General features: G+C 65.7%; 17 protein-coding genes. 6 read left to right on the forward strand and 11 right to left on the reverse strand.

What is annotated here, in order from left to right; translation table 11 throughout:
- The first annotated feature begins 2 nt into the window (after positions 1–2).
- A complete protein-coding gene (locus tag LH407_RS12955) occupies positions 3–662 on the forward strand; it encodes an ATP-dependent Clp protease proteolytic subunit (RefSeq protein ID WP_322133570.1) in 660 nt (219 codons plus the stop codon).
- 52 nt (positions 663–714) lie between these two features.
- On the opposite strand, the gene LH407_RS12960 is transcribed toward LH407_RS12955, so the two are convergent.
- From LH407_RS12960 to LH407_RS12980, 5 genes are all read right to left on the reverse strand, one after another.
- Entirely contained in the window at positions 715–858 is a 144-nt protein-coding gene (locus LH407_RS12960; protein ID WP_322133569.1) for a hypothetical protein, read from the reverse strand.
- A 5-nt stretch (positions 859–863) separates the two neighbouring features.
- Positions 864–1,592 carry a copper resistance CopC family protein gene (locus tag LH407_RS12965; RefSeq protein ID WP_322133568.1) on the reverse strand — a complete coding sequence of 243 codons (729 nt, stop codon included), beginning with the start codon at positions 1,590–1,592 and terminating at the stop codon, positions 864–866.
- 3 nt (positions 1,593–1,595) lie between these two features.
- Positions 1,596–2,285 carry a YcnI family copper-binding membrane protein gene (locus LH407_RS12970; protein ID WP_322133567.1) on the reverse strand — a complete coding sequence of 230 codons (690 nt, stop codon included), beginning with the start codon at positions 2,283–2,285 and terminating at the stop codon, positions 1,596–1,598.
- 93 nt (positions 2,286–2,378) lie between these two features.
- A complete protein-coding gene (locus LH407_RS12975) occupies positions 2,379–2,993 on the reverse strand; it encodes a hypothetical protein (protein ID WP_322133566.1) in 615 nt (204 codons plus the stop codon).
- 3 nt (positions 2,994–2,996) lie between these two features.
- On the reverse strand, positions 2,997–3,698 hold the full coding sequence (locus LH407_RS12980; protein WP_322133565.1) for a YcnI family copper-binding membrane protein: 702 nt from the start codon (positions 3,696–3,698) through the stop codon (positions 2,997–2,999).
- A 146-nt stretch (positions 3,699–3,844) separates the two neighbouring features.
- Here LH407_RS12980 and clpX point away from each other — a divergent pair, with 146 nt between their 5' ends.
- From clpX to LH407_RS13000, 4 genes are read left to right on the forward strand one after another with little or no spacing between them, the layout of a single operon-like run.
- A complete protein-coding gene (gene clpX / locus LH407_RS12985) occupies positions 3,845–5,122 on the forward strand; it encodes an ATP-dependent Clp protease ATP-binding subunit ClpX (RefSeq protein ID WP_322133564.1) in 1,278 nt (425 codons plus the stop codon).
- A 47-nt stretch (positions 5,123–5,169) separates the two neighbouring features.
- Entirely contained in the window at positions 5,170–6,411 is a 1,242-nt protein-coding gene (locus LH407_RS12990) for a benzoate/H(+) symporter BenE family transporter (RefSeq protein ID WP_322133563.1), read from the forward strand.
- Between the two features lie 36 nt (positions 6,412–6,447).
- Positions 6,448–7,446, forward strand: coding sequence for an LLM class flavin-dependent oxidoreductase (locus LH407_RS12995; protein ID WP_322133562.1), 999 nt, complete (start codon positions 6,448–6,450; stop codon positions 7,444–7,446).
- Positions 7,447–7,450: 4 nt separating this feature from the next.
- Positions 7,451–8,197 (forward strand): hypothetical protein, encoded by a 747-nt coding sequence (locus LH407_RS13000; RefSeq protein ID WP_322133561.1) that lies wholly within the window; start codon positions 7,451–7,453, stop codon positions 8,195–8,197.
- Between the two features lies 1 nt (position 8,198).
- Here LH407_RS13000 and LH407_RS13005 read toward each other — a convergent pair whose 3' ends face one another.
- Positions 8,199–10,223, reverse strand: coding sequence for a M3 family metallopeptidase (locus tag LH407_RS13005; RefSeq protein ID WP_322133560.1), 2,025 nt, complete (start codon positions 10,221–10,223; stop codon positions 8,199–8,201).
- Between the two features lie 45 nt (positions 10,224–10,268).
- On the opposite strand from LH407_RS13005, the gene LH407_RS13010 reads away from it, so the two are divergent.
- A complete protein-coding gene (locus LH407_RS13010) occupies positions 10,269–11,063 on the forward strand; it encodes a methyltransferase domain-containing protein (RefSeq protein WP_322133559.1) in 795 nt (264 codons plus the stop codon).
- Positions 11,064–11,070: 7 nt separating this feature from the next.
- Here LH407_RS13010 and LH407_RS13015 read toward each other — a convergent pair whose 3' ends face one another.
- The 5 genes from LH407_RS13015 to LH407_RS13035 form a co-directional block, all read right to left on the reverse strand.
- Positions 11,071–11,301 (reverse strand): hypothetical protein, encoded by a 231-nt coding sequence (locus LH407_RS13015; RefSeq protein WP_322133558.1) that lies wholly within the window; start codon positions 11,299–11,301, stop codon positions 11,071–11,073.
- Positions 11,302–11,319: 18 nt separating this feature from the next.
- Positions 11,320–11,757, reverse strand: a complete 438-nt coding sequence (locus tag LH407_RS13020) for a GNAT family N-acetyltransferase (protein ID WP_322133557.1) — start codon at positions 11,755–11,757, stop codon at positions 11,320–11,322.
- The gene (gene valS / locus LH407_RS13025; RefSeq protein ID WP_322133556.1) at positions 11,754–14,330 is read right to left on the reverse strand and encodes a valine--tRNA ligase; all 2,577 of its coding nucleotides are present in this window, start codon (positions 14,328–14,330) and stop codon (positions 11,754–11,756) included. The genes LH407_RS13020 and valS overlap by 4 nt, the downstream gene beginning before the upstream one ends.
- 143 nt (positions 14,331–14,473) lie before the next feature.
- Positions 14,474–15,160, reverse strand: coding sequence for a hypothetical protein (locus tag LH407_RS13030; RefSeq protein WP_322133555.1), 687 nt, complete (start codon positions 15,158–15,160; stop codon positions 14,474–14,476).
- Positions 15,161–15,242: 82 nt separating this feature from the next.
- Entirely contained in the window at positions 15,243–15,842 is a 600-nt protein-coding gene (locus tag LH407_RS13035; RefSeq protein ID WP_322133554.1) for a TetR/AcrR family transcriptional regulator, read from the reverse strand.
- Positions 15,843–15,886: the final 44 nt, after the last annotated feature.

The raw sequence follows: 15,886 nt of genomic DNA on the forward strand, positions 1-15,886 counted from the left end.
TCATGGAGACCCCCACGTTCGCAGCGGCAGGCAACCTGCCGAACTCGCGCTACATCCTGCCCTCGTTCGAAGAGCGCACGGCCTACGGCTACAAGCGCCAGGACCCGTACGCGAAGCTCTTCGAGGACCGCATCATCTTCCTCGGTGTGCAGGTCGACGACGCGTCGGCCGACGACGTCATGGCCCAGTTGCTCGTGCTCGAGTCGCAGGATCCGGACCGCGACATCGTCATGTACATCAACTCGCCCGGTGGCTCGTTCACCGCGATGACGGCCATCTACGACACCATGCAGTACATCCGTCCGCAGATCCAGACGGTGGTGCTCGGTCAGGCCGCGTCCGCTGCGGCGGTCATCACCGCCGGTGGCACACAGGGTAAGCGTCTCGCACTCCCGAATGCGCGAATCCTCATTCACCAGCCCGCCATCCAGGGTCAGGGTGGTGGACAGGCATCCGACATCGAGATCCAGGCCAACGAGGTGCTGCGTATGCGCACGTGGCTCGAGGAGACGCTCGCGAAGCACTCGAACCGCACCATCGAGCAGGTGAACAAGGACATCGAGCGTGACAAGATCCTGGGCGCCGACGAGGCCGTCGAGTACGGACTCATCGACCAGGTGCTCACGTCGCGTAAGAACGCGCCGGCGGCACTGACCGCCTAAGCATCGTCAATAGCAGAACGGGCCGCTCCTTCGGGGGCGGCCCGTTCTGTATCTATGAGCTGGGCGGTGCGTTCCAGTTGTCGTCATCATCGTTTTTGCCGATTCGCCGGTAGGCGCGGACGGCCAGCAGGATGACCGCGACAGCCGACGCGAGCGCGAGCACGGCGAGCGCGATGAACATCGGTTGGGACATCATGCTCGTTATTCTTCCCCCTCGGTTCGCTCCGGCGCGATGGACTCACCCGCGGTGTCCGAGTCTCCGGATGCCGCGGCCGCCCGTCGCCGGGACCGCGCTACAACCGCGATCACGATGACCGCCACGACCGCTAGGGCCGCGATGCCGACACCCACAAACACGGGTGTGGAATCGGATGCCGCTTCCGGTGCGGCGATGGCCGTCACCTCGGGTTCTGGTTCCTCCGTCGCGTCATCCGGTTCCGCCGGCGTTGTCGGCTCTGCCGTCGGCGTCGGCTCCACACCGGTCTCACCGCAGACGGGGGGTGCCGCGAGGCCCGGGGTGGTCACGGCGCCGTCGGCGGGCGCCCACTCGAAGGGAATTTCGCCGGCGACGACGTGCCCGTCGGCGGAGATCACCTGCCAGAACATGCGGTATTCGCCTGGCTCTCCGAGGGTTGCACCCATCGACATCGTTGAACCGGAGACGGACACACATCCGTCGCCGTAGTACCGCGTTGCGGCGTCGACGACCTGGATCGCGAACCCGTTCGCGTCGCCGGCGAGGTCGAGGAGCAACTCGTTGGCCGTCACCGAGAACTGCTCCGGCACTTCGGCAATAGTCGACCCTTCCGCGGGGGAGGAGGCAACGATGTAGCTGTGCGCCTGCGCGGGGCCCGCAACTCCGAGGGCGAGAGCGCCGATTGCTCCCACGGCGAGCGCTGCCGCGGTCTTTTTGTTCGCGATCCAGGTCATGGGCTACTTCGCTGCCTTCCTGCGAGCCGTGATGCCGAAGGCGAGGCCCGCCGCCCCCACGATAAGCCCGGCGCCTGCGAGGACCCGGGCAAGCACGTCTCCGCTGGCCTCCGTCGAACTGGCGGGAACGGCATCCGCGGCCGCGGTCTCGGCTTCGGCTTCGGATTCTTCGGCGTGACCACCGCCGTGCCCGTGGCCGTCTCCCTCGGCTGCCGTGAGGGTGATCGAGGGAACGTCCTCGCCGACCCAGAGTTCCTGGCCTTCCTCGCAGGTCTGCGTGACGGGGAACTCGACAACGTCTCCCGCCTCACCCATGGGGAGCTTGACGGAGAGCTCGAAGCTGTCTCGGGCATCACTCGGGAGCGGAGTGATCGCGGTGTAGATCACCTGGCTCGTGCGTTCGGACGCATCGTCGGTGGGCGGGTCGAGCGGCACCATGGTGCGGTCGAACGTCCAGAAGGTGTTGCGTGTCGGTGTCACCGAGAGGATGTCCTCGGGGATGTCGATCGTGATGGCGGTTGTCGGCGACGCTTCACACCCGTGCGGAACGCTGAAGGTGATGACGCTGTAGGAGCCAGCTGCCGTGGAGGTGGCACTGGCGGTGATGTGGGCGCTCGCGCTGAGCGGAGCGGAGAGGGCGAGAGCTGTCGCGCCGACGATGACCGCGGCAGCGCTGATGGTGTTCTTGTTCATGGGTGTGTGATCTTTCTGGTCGTTGATGGCGCGCGGGAGTGCGCGCTGATGAACCCGACATCGTGGTCGGGTCTGGAGGGGAAACAGTCGCTGCTAGGCAGCGAAGCGGGCCGCGGGAGGGCCCCTGTACCTCATCGACGAGAAGAGAACGAGAAGGGCGCGACGGATGCCGCGTTCCGCAGCGACGGGCATACGCGCGGGGAATCGCGGCGAGACGTCGACCCACACGCCGAGCAGCCGCGCGACGAAGAGACGCACAACGCGGGCGATCGTCCACACGGCGTGATCGGCGTGGAGGAGAACGATGAGAGTGATGAGGCCCGCGATCACGTGGGCGAGCCACATTCCGCCGGAGTGTCCGTGCGTGTGGAGTACCTCGGGAAGAGCCGCGGCGTGATCGTGTGACGTGATGCCCGCGGGAACGGGCGTGCTTGGGTCGCCCATTCCGCTGAAGATCGCGTGGTACATGACCTGCGTGACGGCGACGGCTGCCGCGAGGCGCAGTGGCGACTGTCGACGCGAGGCGAGGAGACTGCTCGCAGCACCCGCCAAGACGAGCGAGGCGACGATGCCGAACGCCCCGGGGAAGGTGCCGCCGGCGAGTCCGTGTGAGATTCCGGCGGTCACGGTGGCGAACGCCGCGACGATCCACCCGCGAGCGGCACGATCGGCTCGGGTCACGTGGGCGGAGCGGGCATCCGGGCGCATCGTCTAGTCCGAGACCTCGTCGGTCGCGACATCCTCGCGCCGCTGGCGACCGGCGATGGCGATCGCAACGGCGACGACGCCGAGTAGGAGTGCCCCAGCTGCGAGCAGCCGAGAGAGCGGGTCCGCTGCCGTAGCCTCGGCTTCGGTGTGCTGAGCGTCGTGTGTGCCAGCCTGATGGGGAATGACGGCGCCACCGTGGTCATGACCGCCTCCCGCGAGAGCTTCGGTGAGGGTCACACGAGGGGCGTCTTCGCCCACCCATTCCTGCACCGCCCCGTCTTCGCATTCCTGGATCGCATCGAACTCAACGACGTCTCCAACCTGGCCGTCGGGGAGACCGAGCCACAGTTCGAACGAAGCGCGCTGATCTGAGGGGAGAGGGGTGTCTGCCGTGTAGGTGATCGAACTGGTCCGCTCAGTGATGCTCGTCCCTTCCACCTCGGCAGGTTCCACGTCGGAGGAGATGACCCAGTTCCAGTGGGCGGTCGGAGTGACCGCGAGCACGCCATCCGGCATCTCGATCGTCACCGCGGTTGTGCCAGCGCTCTCGCATCCGTGGAGCACGCTGAAGGTGACAACGGAGTACGAGCCGGCGGGTGCCGTTGCGGTCTCCGTGATGACGTGCGCGTTCGCCGGGGCGGCCACCACGAGTGACGAGGCGATGAGCGCGCCAGCAATCAGGGAGAACGTCACTGTTCTTCTCATGGCCACCTCCTCGAGCCGTCGCGGCGGGGTCAATAGTGCCACACACGCGGCGCGCCGTACTCCACGAAGTCCGCGAGGTTCCCGAAACAGTCACAGTTCGGGGTTAGGCTCGGTAGGACGGCATCCGCAGGGGAGAGGAATTCCAGATGGCCCGGATCGGGGAAAGCGCTGATCTCCTCAAGTGTTCCTTCTGCGGAAAGAGCCAGAAGCAGGTTCAGCAACTGATCGCTGGACCGGGCGTCTACATCTGCGACGAGTGCGTCGAGCTGTGCAACGAGATCATCGAGGAGCGGCTCGCCGAGGCGGGCGAAGAGGTCGTCAGCGAGTTCGACCTTCCCAAGCCGCGCGAGATTTACGCGTTCCTCGAGGAGTACGTGATCGGGCAGGAGCACGCCAAGCGCTCGCTTTCGGTCGCCGTGTACAACCACTACAAGCGTGTACGTGCTCGTTCGACGATCACCGCCGCAGAGACCCTCGCTGACGACGTCGAGATCGCGAAGTCGAACATCCTCCTCATCGGGCCGACGGGCTGCGGTAAAACGTATCTGGCGCAGACCCTCGCGCGTCGGCTGAACGTTCCGTTCGCGGTTGCGGATGCCACGGCCCTCACCGAAGCCGGTTATGTCGGTGAAGACGTGGAGAACATTCTCCTCAAGCTCATTCAGGCGGCGGACTACGACGTCAAGCGTGCCGAGACCGGCATCATCTACATCGACGAGATAGACAAGATCGCCCGCAAGGCCGAGAACCCGTCGATCACGAGGGATGTCTCGGGTGAGGGCGTTCAGCAGGCGCTCCTCAAGATCCTCGAAGGCACGGTGGCATCCGTTCCGCCGCAGGGGGGGCGTAAGCATCCGCACCAGGAGTTCATCCAGGTGGACACGACAAACGTTCTGTTCATCGTTGCTGGAGCCTTCGCAGGCCTCGAGGAAATCATTTCCAGCCGCGCTGGCAAAAAGGGCATCGGTTTCGGTGCGCCCCTGCACAGCAAGGGCGACGACATCAACCTCTTCAGTGAGGTTCTCCCGGAGGATCTGCACAAGTTCGGCCTGATTCCCGAGTTCATCGGTCGACTGCCGGTCGTCACCACGGTCACGCCACTCGACCAGGTCGCTCTTATGGAGATCCTGACGAAGCCACGAAACGCGCTCGTGCGTCAGTACCAGCGCATGTTCGAACTCGATGGCGTTGAACTGGAGTTCGAGAAAGACGCACTCGAGGCCATCGCAGACCTTGCAGTGCTCCGCCAGACGGGCGCGCGTGGTCTCCGCGCGATCCTCGAAGAGGTGCTCGGGCCGATCATGTTCGATGTGCCCTCCGACGAGGAGGTCGGTCGTGTTGTCGTGACACGCGCGGCCGTGATGGAGAATGCCGCTCCGACGATTGTGCCGCGGGCAGCGCGCCGGGCGGAGAAATCCGCGTAACTGTGTCGCGGTTTTGTTGCATGACGCAACGAGCCTAAGCTGACCGAATGTTCCAATCGATCTCCGCCGGGTTCGTCGCTGCACTCGCCGGCTTCGCATCATCCTTCGCCCTCGTTATCGCCGCATTCATCGCGGTCGGCGCTACACCTGATCAGGCATCCTCCGGCCTCCTCGCGATCTGTCTCGCGACGGCCGTAGTGAGCACCGTTGGTGCACTCGTGCTGCGTATCCCGCTCGCCATCGCGTGGTCGACGCCGGGTGCAGCGGTGCTCCTTGCCGCAGCCGGCGAGGGCATCACGTTCTCCAACGCGGTCGGCGCGTTCCTCGTGAGTGCCATCCTCATCGTGCTGTGTGGCCTGTGGCCCTGGCTCGGGCGCGCGATCACGAGCATCCCGAAGCCTCTGGCGAGCGCCATGCTCGCCGGTGTCCTGCTGCCGATCTGCCTCGCGCCATTCCAGGCCGTGGCAGAACTGCCGTTCCTCGCGGGGCCTATCGTGCTGACCTGGCTCGTGCTGTACCGGCTCGCACCGCGCTGGGCGGTTCCCGCGGCCATGGTTGTGGCGGTGGTGTGCGTGTTCATTTCGGCGGGCAGTGACTGGTTCACCGGAGCATCCATCGCACCGCAGCTGACCTTTGTCGCGCCGACATTCGACCTCTTCACGATCCTGAGTCTCGGTTTGCCCCTGTTCATCGTCACCATGGCTGGTCAGAACATCCCCGGTTTCACCGTCATGAAGGCCAACGACTACACGGTGCCGCCGCGCTTTGCGCTCGTGGGTACCGGCCTCGGGTCGGCTGGTGCGGCCTTCTTCGGCGGCCACGCCATCAACCTGGGTGCTATCACCGCGGCCATCATGGCGGGGGATGAATCGCACCCCGATCGCTCCAAGCGCTGGATCGCGACCCTCACCAATGGCTTGCTCTACATCCCTCTCGGCCTGGGCGCCGGTGCGGCGGTCGCTCTGGTTAATGCGGCACCCTCGATCCTCATTACGGCAGTTGCCGGTCTCGCCGTGCTCGGTGCGCTCATCTCGAGTGTGGTCGGTGCCCTTGAGGACCCGGAGCACCGCATCACCGCGATTATCACCTTCCTCGTTGTTGCCTCAGGCATCGTCATCGCCGGTATCGGCTCGGCGTTCTGGGGCCTCCTGGCTGGCGGCATCGTGATGTTGTGGCTGGGATGGCGCCGCCGCAAGCCGGAGCCCATCAGCGATGTGGACGGGGACATCGATCCCGACGGCGTTGTGGTCGACCCGACGGAGGACGTCGAGGAGCCGAGCGCCAAATAGCGGAATGGTCGTCGCGGGGCACGGGTTGACCCTCGTATGACCGTTCCCCTTTCTGTTCTCGACCTCGCCTCGGTTTACGAGGGGATGTCGCACACCCAAGCGCTCAGGGACACGATCGCGACTGCTCAGGAGGCGGAGCGGCTCGGGTTCCGTCGCATCTGGGTGGCTGAGCATCACGGGATGCCCGCCGTCGCGTCATCCGCACCGGCCGTGCTCATCGGAGCGATTGCCGACGCGACCTCGACGATTCGTGTCGGGTCGGGGGGCGTCATGCTGCCCAACCATTCCTCACTCGTGATTGCGGAGCAGTTCGGCACCCTCGTGGCGTTGCACGGCGATCGCATCGATCTCGGGCTCGGTCGCGCTCCGGGAACCGATGGGCTGACCGCTGCAGTCTTGCGCCGGGCCGCGCAGGAGTCCGTCGACGACTTCCCGAACCAGGTGATTGAACTTCTCGCGTGGTTCGGCACCATCCCTCCGCTCGACAACGGCATCGGCTCACGCATCGTCGCGGTACCGGGATTGGGCGATTCTCCCGAGCTCTGGCTTCTCGGCTCGAGCGACTTCAGCGCTCGCCTTGCGGGGCTGATGGGGCTTCCCTTCGCCTTCGCTCACCACTTCGCGGGCGGCGCCCACACCCGTGTGGCGTTCGAGATCTACCGCGAGAACTTCACTCCGTCCGTCGTACTACGCGAGCCGCACTCGATGGTCGCTGTTGCTGGGCTCGTCGCCGAGACTGGCGATGAGGCGGAACGGTTGGCGCTACCGAACGGCTTGCTGTTTGTTCGTATGCGCAAGGGGGAGCGACCCGGTCGTATCCCCACACTCGCGGAGGCTGAGTCCTACCCGTGGACGGACGAGGAGCGTACGTGGGTGCGGGAGCGCAACTCCCACCAGGCCATTGGCGACATCGACCACGTGAAGGGTCGCATTGCGTCCCTCGTGACGGAGACGGGAGCCGACGAGGTCATCATCGCGCCACAAGGGCCGGATCTGCAGACCAAGCTCGCCACGTTGCGGGCGGTCGTAGGCTGACACCATGACGAATCAGAATCCGGTTCCTCGCTCGGGCACCCTCACGGGTGTGCGGCGGGCGGCAGTCGTCTTTGTGATCGTCTCGCTGTCGATCGCTGCGCTCCTCGGCATCGTGACGTTGTTCACGGGGGAGTTCGGCGAGATTCAGGCCAAGGTTCTTCTCACGACTCTCCTCACGGCGGGTTTCGCCATCACGTCACTGTGCCACCTTGCTGTCGTCGGCAGGGCGCTGCGGCTCGTCGGCTTCGTCGGCATCGCGGCGTCGTTCGGGGCACTGATCCTCGGCCTCGTGCTGATCTGGGCATCGTGGGATAACTGGAGCGACGGCTGGGACACCACCCTGAAGGCCTTCCTCGTGCTCTCCATCGTCGCGGCGAGCCTTGCCCAGGCCAACCTGCTCCTGCTGCTTGCCTCTCGGCAACAGACGGTGATCCGTGTCGGCCTCATCATCACCCTCGTTGCCGTCGCCCTCGTGGCGCTCCTCGTGACTCTCACGATCGTCTCCGACGGCGAGATTCCGGGCAGGGATGGAGATCTCTACTGGCGTGTGGTCGGGGTTGTCGCCATCCTCGACGTGCTGGGAACGATCGTGCTTCCCGTGCTCGGTCGGGTGCTTCGCGACGGTTCGAGTGCGCTCACGCTCAGGTTCGACGGAGAATTGGCGGCCCGGTTGCGAGCGCGGGCGGACGCGGAGCACATCACCCCCGCAGAGGTCGTCGAACGGCTTCTCGCGAACGAGCGGACGGACTGAGTCAGTCCAGTGCTCGGCGTCGCAGGAGGGGCGCGATGTCGGCGTCGCGCCCTCGGAAGTCCCTGAACGCCTCGAGCGGATCGCGCGAGCCGCCCACGGCCAGCAGTCGCTCGCGGAAACGTTTGCCGTTCTCGAGGGTGAGTCCACCGTTATCCCGGAACCATTCCACGGTGTCGGCGTCGAGCACCTCGCTCCAGATGTAGGAGTAGTAGCCCGCGTCGTATCCGCCGGAGAAGACGTGCGCGAAGTAGGTGCTGCCGTACCGCGTCGGCACGGCGGGGTTGTCGAGTCCGGCATCCGCCAGTGCCGCGCTCTCGAACGCTGCGACATCTGTGACGTCCGCGATCTCGGCGGGGGAGAGACGATGCCAGGCCTGGTCGAGGATTGCCGCGGCGAGGTACTCGCTCGTCGAGAAGCCCTGGTTGAACTCCGCGGAAGCTTGGAGTTTGTGCAGAGCCTCGAGTGGCATTCGCTCGCCGGTCTCGTGGTGAATCGCGTAGTTCTCCAGGACTTCCGGCCAGAGCATCCACATTTCGTTGACTTGGCTGGGGAACTCGACGAAGTCGCGATAGGTGTTGGTGCCGGCGAACTTCGGGTATTCCACGCGGGCGAAGAGCCCGTGCAGCGCATGACCGAACTCGTGGAAGAGCGTTTCGACTTCGTCGAGAGTCAACAGCGTCGGCTCGCCCGCGGCGGGCTTCGGAACGTTGAGGGTGTTTGTGACGACCGCCGGATGCCCGAGCAGCCGTGACGCGGAGCTCAGGGAGTTCATCCACGCGCCACCCCGCTTGCTGTCGCGCGTATACAGGTCGAGCAGGAACAGGCCGACCGCCGTGCCGTCGTTCTCGCGCACCTCGAATGCGCGCACGTCAGGGTGGTACAGGGGGAGGTCCGTTCGTTCGGTGAACGTGATGCCGTACAGCTCCGTCGCGGCAAAAAACACACCGTCGCGAAGTACTCGCTCGGCTTCGAAGTAGGGGCTGAGGGCCGCCTCGTCGACCTCGAAGCGTGCGGAGCGCACCTTCTCGCTGAGGTAAGCCCAGTCGTGGGCCTCCACGGGATACCCGGCGAGGGCTTCGAGGTCTCGCTGTTCTTCCCGTGCGTTTCGTGCCGCGGGTTCCGCGAGTCTGCTGAGCAGGTCCCACACGGTCTCGGGTGTTTTTGCCGTTTCGTCGGCGATGACCCACGCCGCGTGCGAGTCGAACCCGAGCAGCCGCGCACGTTCGGCCCTGACGCGTGCAATATCGAGCACGAGTTCGCGGTTGTCCCAACCTCCGCCGCGCGAGCCGCGTGATCGCGACGCTGTCATGATGCGTTCGCGCACGCCGCGACGTGTGAGACGGGAGAGGTAGGGGTGCCCGGTCGGCAACACGAGAGTCACGAGGTGGCCGTCGAGTCCACGCTCGCGTGCTGCCTCGGCTGCGGCCGAGATCTCTCCTGCGCCAAGCCCGTCAAGTTCTGCGATGTCGGTCACGTGGACGGCAAGGTCGTTGGTGTCCGCGAGGAGGTTCTTCTCGAATCGGGTGCTGAGGGTAGAGAGCCGTTGGTTGTACTCGCGCAGGGCAGTTTTGTCCGCTTCGTCGAGCCCCGCTCCGGCAACGGTGAACTCGATGTAATACCGCTCCACGAGGTACCTCGACTCGGCGTCGAGTGCCAGGTCGTCGAGACGCGAGTGCAGGCTCTCGATGCGCGCGAACAGTCGTGGATCGAGTCGGATCGCATCGGCGTGGTCCGCAAGGCGCGGGGCGAGTTCCTCCTCGAGTTCGTTGATGAAGTCGGTCGAGTCGGCCGACGCGAGCGCGAAAAACACGGTGGCTACCCGTTCTAGCAGCTGACCACTGCGCTCGAGCGGGATCATCGTGTTCTCGAAGGAGGCGGGTTCTGGCTGAGAAACAATGGCCTCGAGCTCATCGAGTTGCTCGGCCATCCCGCGCTCGAATGCCTCGAGGTAGTGCTCGTCGCGGATGTCCGCAAAGGGTGGGAGTTCGAAGGGCAGCTCGCTCGCGCTGAAGAAAGGGTTGGTCACCGACCCAGCGTATGCGTCAGAACGGACGGCTCTATTCTGAGTCTGATGAACGACGAACGGTACACGCACGGCCACCACGAGAGTGTGTTGAGGTCGCACACCTGGCGCACGATCGACAACTCCGCCTCGTACCTTTCTCCGCTGCTCGAGCAGGGCCAGTCCCTCCTCGATCTAGGCTGTGGGCCGGGTACGATCACGGTCGAATTCGCCGATCGCCTCGCCCCCGGAAGGGTCGTCGGCCTGGACGCCGCCGCCGAAGTAATCGAACGAGCGGTAGGGGAGTTCTCTCGCGACAACCTGGAATTTGTGGTGGGCAGCGCCTACGAACTCCCCTTCGCGGATGACACGTTCGACGTCGTCCACGCGCATCAAGTGCTCCAGCATGTCGCGGATCCCGTAGCGGTGCTGCGGGAGATGCGCCGGGTCACCAAGCCGGGCGGTGTCGTGGCCGCGCGCGAGGTCGACTACGCGGGAACGTTCTGGTTTCCGCTTCTCCCCGGCCTCGATGCATGGCTCGCCCTCTACGACCGTGTACACCGCTCCAACGGTGGCGAACCCGACGCGGGCCGTCGTCTCCTGTCCTGGGCGCGCGCTGCGGGTTTCGACACCATCTCGACGGGCGCGAGCATCTGGAACTTCGCGACCCCCGGGGACCGGGAGTGGTGGGGAGGCATGTGGGAGGCGCGTGTGCTCGAGTCGGCGTTCGCGGCGGATGCCCTCGCCAAGGGTTTCGCGACGCCGGACGATCTCGAACTCATCAGTCGCGCGTGGCGCGAGTGGGCCGACGACGCGGACGGGTGGCTCGCGATGCCGCACGGAGAGCTGATCGCGCGCGTGTGAACCGCGTCTAGTCGAGCGGCTCCTCGATCGTCACACCACCGTCGCTGTCGATCCGGATGCTCGTGCCGTCGTCGAGCTCGACAACGGGTCGCCCCTCCAACCACGTGAGGGTCCACCTCCACGTGGAGGTGTCGATGCTGGCAAGGCCCGCCTCGACCTCCCGAATCGCCTCGACCACCGTGTCAGGCAATCGCGCTGGCGGTGGATCGCCCACGGTCCAGCGTGTTCCGAGTTGCATGATGCGCTCCTTCGCAGGTCAGGGTCGGATCTCGTACGTCACCCAGGTCGTTTTCGTCGCGACGCGGTCGTACACGCGCTGGGCTCGTTTGTTGTCGGCAGCGGTGATCCAACGGAGGGTGCCGGGGGTGCCAGCGCCGCGTGCGAGCTCGGCGATGTGCTCGATGAGCGCCGTCGCGTGGCCAGCGCCACGGGCATCCGGACTCACGTACAGGTCGTCGAGGAACCAGTCGCGTCCGCCCGTGAACGTGTCCGGGTGGGAGCGGTAGTGGGCGAGACCGACAACGGTGCCGTCCTGCTCGGCGACGATGGCGTCGATTCCCGTGCCAGCGGTGAGGAGGAGGGCCCAGACGGAATCGAGCACGTCGTCATCGAATTGCGTCTCGTAGAACTCGCCGTAGGCGCGGAAGAGCGAACGCCAGGCGCTCCGGTCGTCCGGGCTCACGGCCCTGATCATGCTGGCTCCTCGGCGAGGACGATGTCGGTCACGGAGATCTCGGTGCCCTCGACAAAAGTGACGTTCGAGATCCGTCCAACGGCACGGAGGTCGCTCATCGCGTCCTCGAGCCTGCCCGGCCCGGTGAGCGTCGCCGACAGCACCTCGGTCTTTTGGGAGGCTTTCGCGTCGGTTTTCGCGCGACGGATGCCGATGAGCGCTTCACTCACGAGCGACAGAAGCCCGTCGGGCTCTCCCGGTGAACCGAGGTCCGCCACGGTGGGCCATGCCGCGGTGTGCACGGAATCCTCGTGGGTCCAGCTCCAGACCTCCTCGGTCGCGAACGGGAGGTACGGCGCAAACAGTCGCAGGAAGACGTCGATGGCCGTTCGCAGAGCGGCGACCGCCGACTCCTGGCCCGAGCCGGTGCTGTAGGCGCGCTCCTTCACGAGTTCGAGGTAGTCGTCGCAGAAGGTCCAGAAGAACTGCTCGGTCGTCTCCAGCGCGCGTGCGTGGTCGAAGTTCTCGAGTGACTCGGTGGCGACCCGCACGACCGACGCGAGTTCGGCGAGCATGTCACGGTCGAGTGGCTCGGTCACGGCATCCAGCGACACGTCGCCGGTGGCAGGGAAGCCATACACGAACTTCGCGGCATTGAGCACCTTAATGGCCAGGCGGCGACCGATCTTGATCTGCTTCGGGTTCTGCGGGTCGAAGGCGGCATCGGTACCGAGGCGTGAGGATGCCGCCCAGTAGCGCACGGCGTCGGAGCCGTGGTCGTCGAGCATCCCCTTGGGGGTGACAACGTTGCCCTTGGACTTGGACATCTTCTTACGGTCGGGGTCGACGATGAAGCCGGAGATGCCCGCGTTACGCCACGGGATGGTGCCGTGTTCGAGTTCGGCGCGCAGCACCGTCGAGAACAGCCATGTGCGGATGATGTCCTGGCCTTGGCTTCGCAGAGCGTAGGGGAAGACGAGGTCGAACAGCTCGGGGTCGGTGACCCAACCGCCGGCGATCTGCGGGGTGAGGGACGATGTAGCCCACGTGTCCATGATGTCGACCTCGCCGACGAAGGTTTTTCCGCGGTCGGCCTCGGTATACCCGGGGGGAACGTCACTCGAGGGGTCGACGGGGAGCGAGTCTTCCGAGGGCACGATGACCGCGCCCTTCCCGCCGTCGGCGTCGAGCTCGTACCAGACGGGGATCGGCACACCGAAGAAGCGCTGGCGCGAGATGAGCCAGTCGCCCGTCAGGCCGCCGACCCAGTTCTCGTAGCGCACGCGCATGTGATCGGGCGTAAAGGAGATCTCCCTGCCAGCGGCCACGAGCTTCTCGCGCAGCGACTCGTCGCGTGCACCGTTGGTGATGTACCACTGGCGCGTCGAGATGATCTCGAGCGGCTTGTCGCCCTTCTCGAAGAACTTGACGGCGTGGGTGATGGGTTTCGGGTCACCGATGAGCTCGCCGGACTCTCGCAGGAGTTCGACGGTGCGTGCCTTCGCGGAGAAGACCGTTTTGCCTGCGAGTTCGGCGTACACGGCCTTCGCGGCATCCGTCTCGATGGCTGCGGGCGGGTCGGCGACAATTCGTCCGTCGGCTCCGATGATCGTGCGGTTCGGGAGGTCGAGCTCACGCCACCAGATGACGTCGGTGACGTCGCCGAACGTGCAGATCATGGCAATGCCCGAGCCCTTGTCCTGCTGGGCCAGGTGGTGCGCGACGACGGGCACCTCGACACCGAAGAGCGGTGTGGTCACGGTGGTACCGAAGAACGGCTTGTAGCGCTCGTCATCGGGATGGGCGACGAGGGCAACACACGCGGCGAGGAGTTCGGGGCGTGTCGTCTCGATTTCGATGTCGCCCTGGCCGTCGGTGCGGTGGAAGGCGACGCGGTGGTATGCCGCCGGCTGATCCTTGTCTTCGAGCTCGGCCTGGGCGACAGCGGTGCGGAAGGTGATATCCCAGAGTGTCGGTGCGTCGGCCTGGTAGGCCTCACCGCGCTCGAGGTTGCGCAGAAATGCACGCTGGGCCGCCGCCTGGGCGTGGTCGCCGATGGTGCGGTAGGTGAGCGACCAGTCCACAGAGAGGCCCAGCTGGCGCCACAGGTCCTCGAACTGCTTCTCGTCCTCGATGGTGAGCTCCTCGCAGAGCTCGATGAAGTTGCGGCGAGAGATCGGCACCTGGTCGGCGGCTTTACCGCTCGAGCCTTCGCCACCCTGCAGCGGCGGAGTGAAGTCGGGGTCGTAAGGCAACGAGGGATCGCAGCGCACACCGTAGTAGTTCTGCACCCTCCGCTCGGTGGGCAGACCGTTGTCGTCCCACCCCATCGGGTAGAAGATCGCCTTGCCGCGCATCCTCTGGAATCGCGTGACGAGGTCCATGTGCGTGTAGCTGAACACGTGGCCGATGTGCAGGCTGCCCGAGGCCGTCGGCGGGGGAGTGTCGACGGCGAACACGGAGTCCTTGCCGCGAGCGAGGGCGTCGGCCCGATCGAACCGGTAGGTGCCCTGGCTTTCCCAGGCGGCCCCCCATTTCTCTTCGAGTCCTTCGAGTGCCGGCTTGTCGGGGATCGCGGACGAGGGCTCGGTCATGGGGGTGCTCCGGTTCGATATGTGCGGCACCGAGTCTGTGCGCGAACGCGAAGGTGCCTGAGTGTGACGGATGCCCACGCTCGGGCATCCCTTGACGCCCTTCGATTCTACGGCTCGTGGGCGGGGGCTCCACCCACGAGTGATCAGCCGGTGTAGCCCGTGTTGGTGACGGTCACCGACTGGGTGACCTTCTCGCCGCCCCCGACGACCGTGAGTGTGTAGACGTGGCTTGCGGCCGGACACGTGTACACAAACGGGTCGTAGCCAGCGGGGAAGTCGGAGGTGTCACCGCTCGGCGGGAGGTTGCTGAAGAACGGTTGGGCCGAAGCATCCGTTGTGTCGATACCGAAGTAGACGGTGTCGACTCGAGAGGTCGACCACGTGATCGTCAGTTGCGGGTCCTGTGTGCCGGGTTCGGCGCACTGGACGGTCGCGGAGCCCACGCTGAAGTTGTTGATGACGGGGCCGGACGGTGGCGGCGGGTCGACCGTTTGTGTGGGGCTGGGGGTCGGTGTCGGAGTGGGGGTCGGCGTTGGCGTCGGCGTGGGAGTCGGGGTTGCTGTCGCGGTTCGGGTCGGCGTGGTGGTGGGCACCGGGCCCGGCTCACCGCCGCGCGTGAGGAGAACGATGAGGATGATGATGAGCGCGAGCAGCAGTGCGCCACCGACCGAGGCAAGGATGATGATGAGTCGCTTCGACTTCGTCTTTTCGGGGTCCTCGGCCAGTCGATGGGCCGCGTGCTCGTGCATCGGTGGCTGCGAGCTCATGATTTCGGTGCGGGCGTCGTCGCCCGCGGCGTCGAATCTCTGGGTGGGTGTGTCGTCGCTCACGGGGTCCCCTCGATGGTGGCGATACCGGCACTACCGGATGCCCCGATCCTAGGGGTGACGCTCCTTCAGAACAATGAGGCGCTCAGACCGAACCGAACCCGGCCACAACGGGCTCGAGAGTGGTCTCCAGGTAGCGGCGGAGGTTGCCCCGCGTTGGACCAGCCGCCGCCCACTCCTGTGTGGCAGCGACGGCGGCCCCGATCGCAGCGATTGCGGCCACTTTCGCCAAGACAGGCGGTGTGGTGGGGGCAAGACGGTCACCGATGAATCCCGCGACGAGGCGGGTGTGTTCGCTCAGCCGTGATACGGCAGCGGACTGGAGTTCTTCCGTGCTGCCGATCGCGGAGTACTGAGTGAGCGCCCACGGCATACGAAGAGGCCCGAGCTCGTCAGACACCGCGAGCAGGGCATCGCGCACCGCTTCGACGGGACGTGGTGCGCTGCTGCGCTCTCGGAGCTCCGAGCGAAGGTGTTCGAGGGTGGCATCGAGGTCGATCCAGAACACGTCGCTTTTGCTCGTGAAGTAGTTGAAGAAGGTGTTACGGCTGACCCCGGCGCGCCGTGTGATCTGCTCGACGGTCGTTCCCGCGTAACCGTTTTCGAGGAACAACTCGAAGGCCGCCTCCTGGAGTGTTTCGCGGGAGGACGCCTGCGGTCGACCACGGGTCGTTGTGTCGGTCACGGCATCCTTTCGACCGGGAATACTGCGGATTACGGATTTATTGT

The sequence above is a fragment of the Antiquaquibacter oligotrophicus genome, from assembly GCF_020535405.1.
In the GTDB taxonomy this organism is placed as follows: domain Bacteria; phylum Actinomycetota; class Actinomycetes; order Actinomycetales; family Microbacteriaceae; genus Rhodoglobus; species Rhodoglobus oligotrophicus.

Bases quoted from the DNA above. Each gene is read 5' to 3' on its own strand.
- LH407_RS13000 (WP_322133561.1), top strand. From the start codon at position 7,451: ATGACGAATCAGAATCCGGTTCCTCGCTCGGGCACCCTCACGGGTGTG.
- LH407_RS12970 (WP_322133567.1), bottom strand. From the start codon at position 2,285: ATGAACAAGAACACCATCAGCGCTGCCGCGGTCATCGTCGGCGCGACA.
- LH407_RS12975 (WP_322133566.1), bottom strand. From the start codon at position 2,993: ATGCGCCCGGATGCCCGCTCCGCCCACGTGACCCGAGCCGATCGTGCC.
- LH407_RS12965 (WP_322133568.1), bottom strand. From the start codon at position 1,592: ATGACCTGGATCGCGAACAAAAAGACCGCGGCAGCGCTCGCCGTGGGA.
- LH407_RS12990 (WP_322133563.1), top strand. From the start codon at position 5,170: ATGTTCCAATCGATCTCCGCCGGGTTCGTCGCTGCACTCGCCGGCTTC.
- LH407_RS12980 (WP_322133565.1), bottom strand. From the start codon at position 3,698: ATGAGAAGAACAGTGACGTTCTCCCTGATTGCTGGCGCGCTCATCGCC.
- valS (WP_322133556.1), bottom strand. From the start codon at position 14,330: ATGACCGAGCCCTCGTCCGCGATCCCCGACAAGCCGGCACTCGAAGGA.
- LH407_RS12955 (WP_322133570.1), top strand. From the start codon at position 3: ATGGAGACCCCCACGTTCGCAGCGGCAGGCAACCTGCCGAACTCGCGC.
- clpX (WP_322133564.1), top strand. From the start codon at position 3,845: ATGGCCCGGATCGGGGAAAGCGCTGATCTCCTCAAGTGTTCCTTCTGC.
- LH407_RS12960 (WP_322133569.1), bottom strand. From the start codon at position 858: ATGATGTCCCAACCGATGTTCATCGCGCTCGCCGTGCTCGCGCTCGCG.
- LH407_RS13020 (WP_322133557.1), bottom strand. From the start codon at position 11,757: ATGATCAGGGCCGTGAGCCCGGACGACCGGAGCGCCTGGCGTTCGCTC.
- LH407_RS12995 (WP_322133562.1), top strand. From the start codon at position 6,448: ATGACCGTTCCCCTTTCTGTTCTCGACCTCGCCTCGGTTTACGAGGGG.
- LH407_RS13015 (WP_322133558.1), bottom strand. From the start codon at position 11,301: ATGCAACTCGGAACACGCTGGACCGTGGGCGATCCACCGCCAGCGCGA.
- LH407_RS13010 (WP_322133559.1), top strand. From the start codon at position 10,269: ATGAACGACGAACGGTACACGCACGGCCACCACGAGAGTGTGTTGAGG.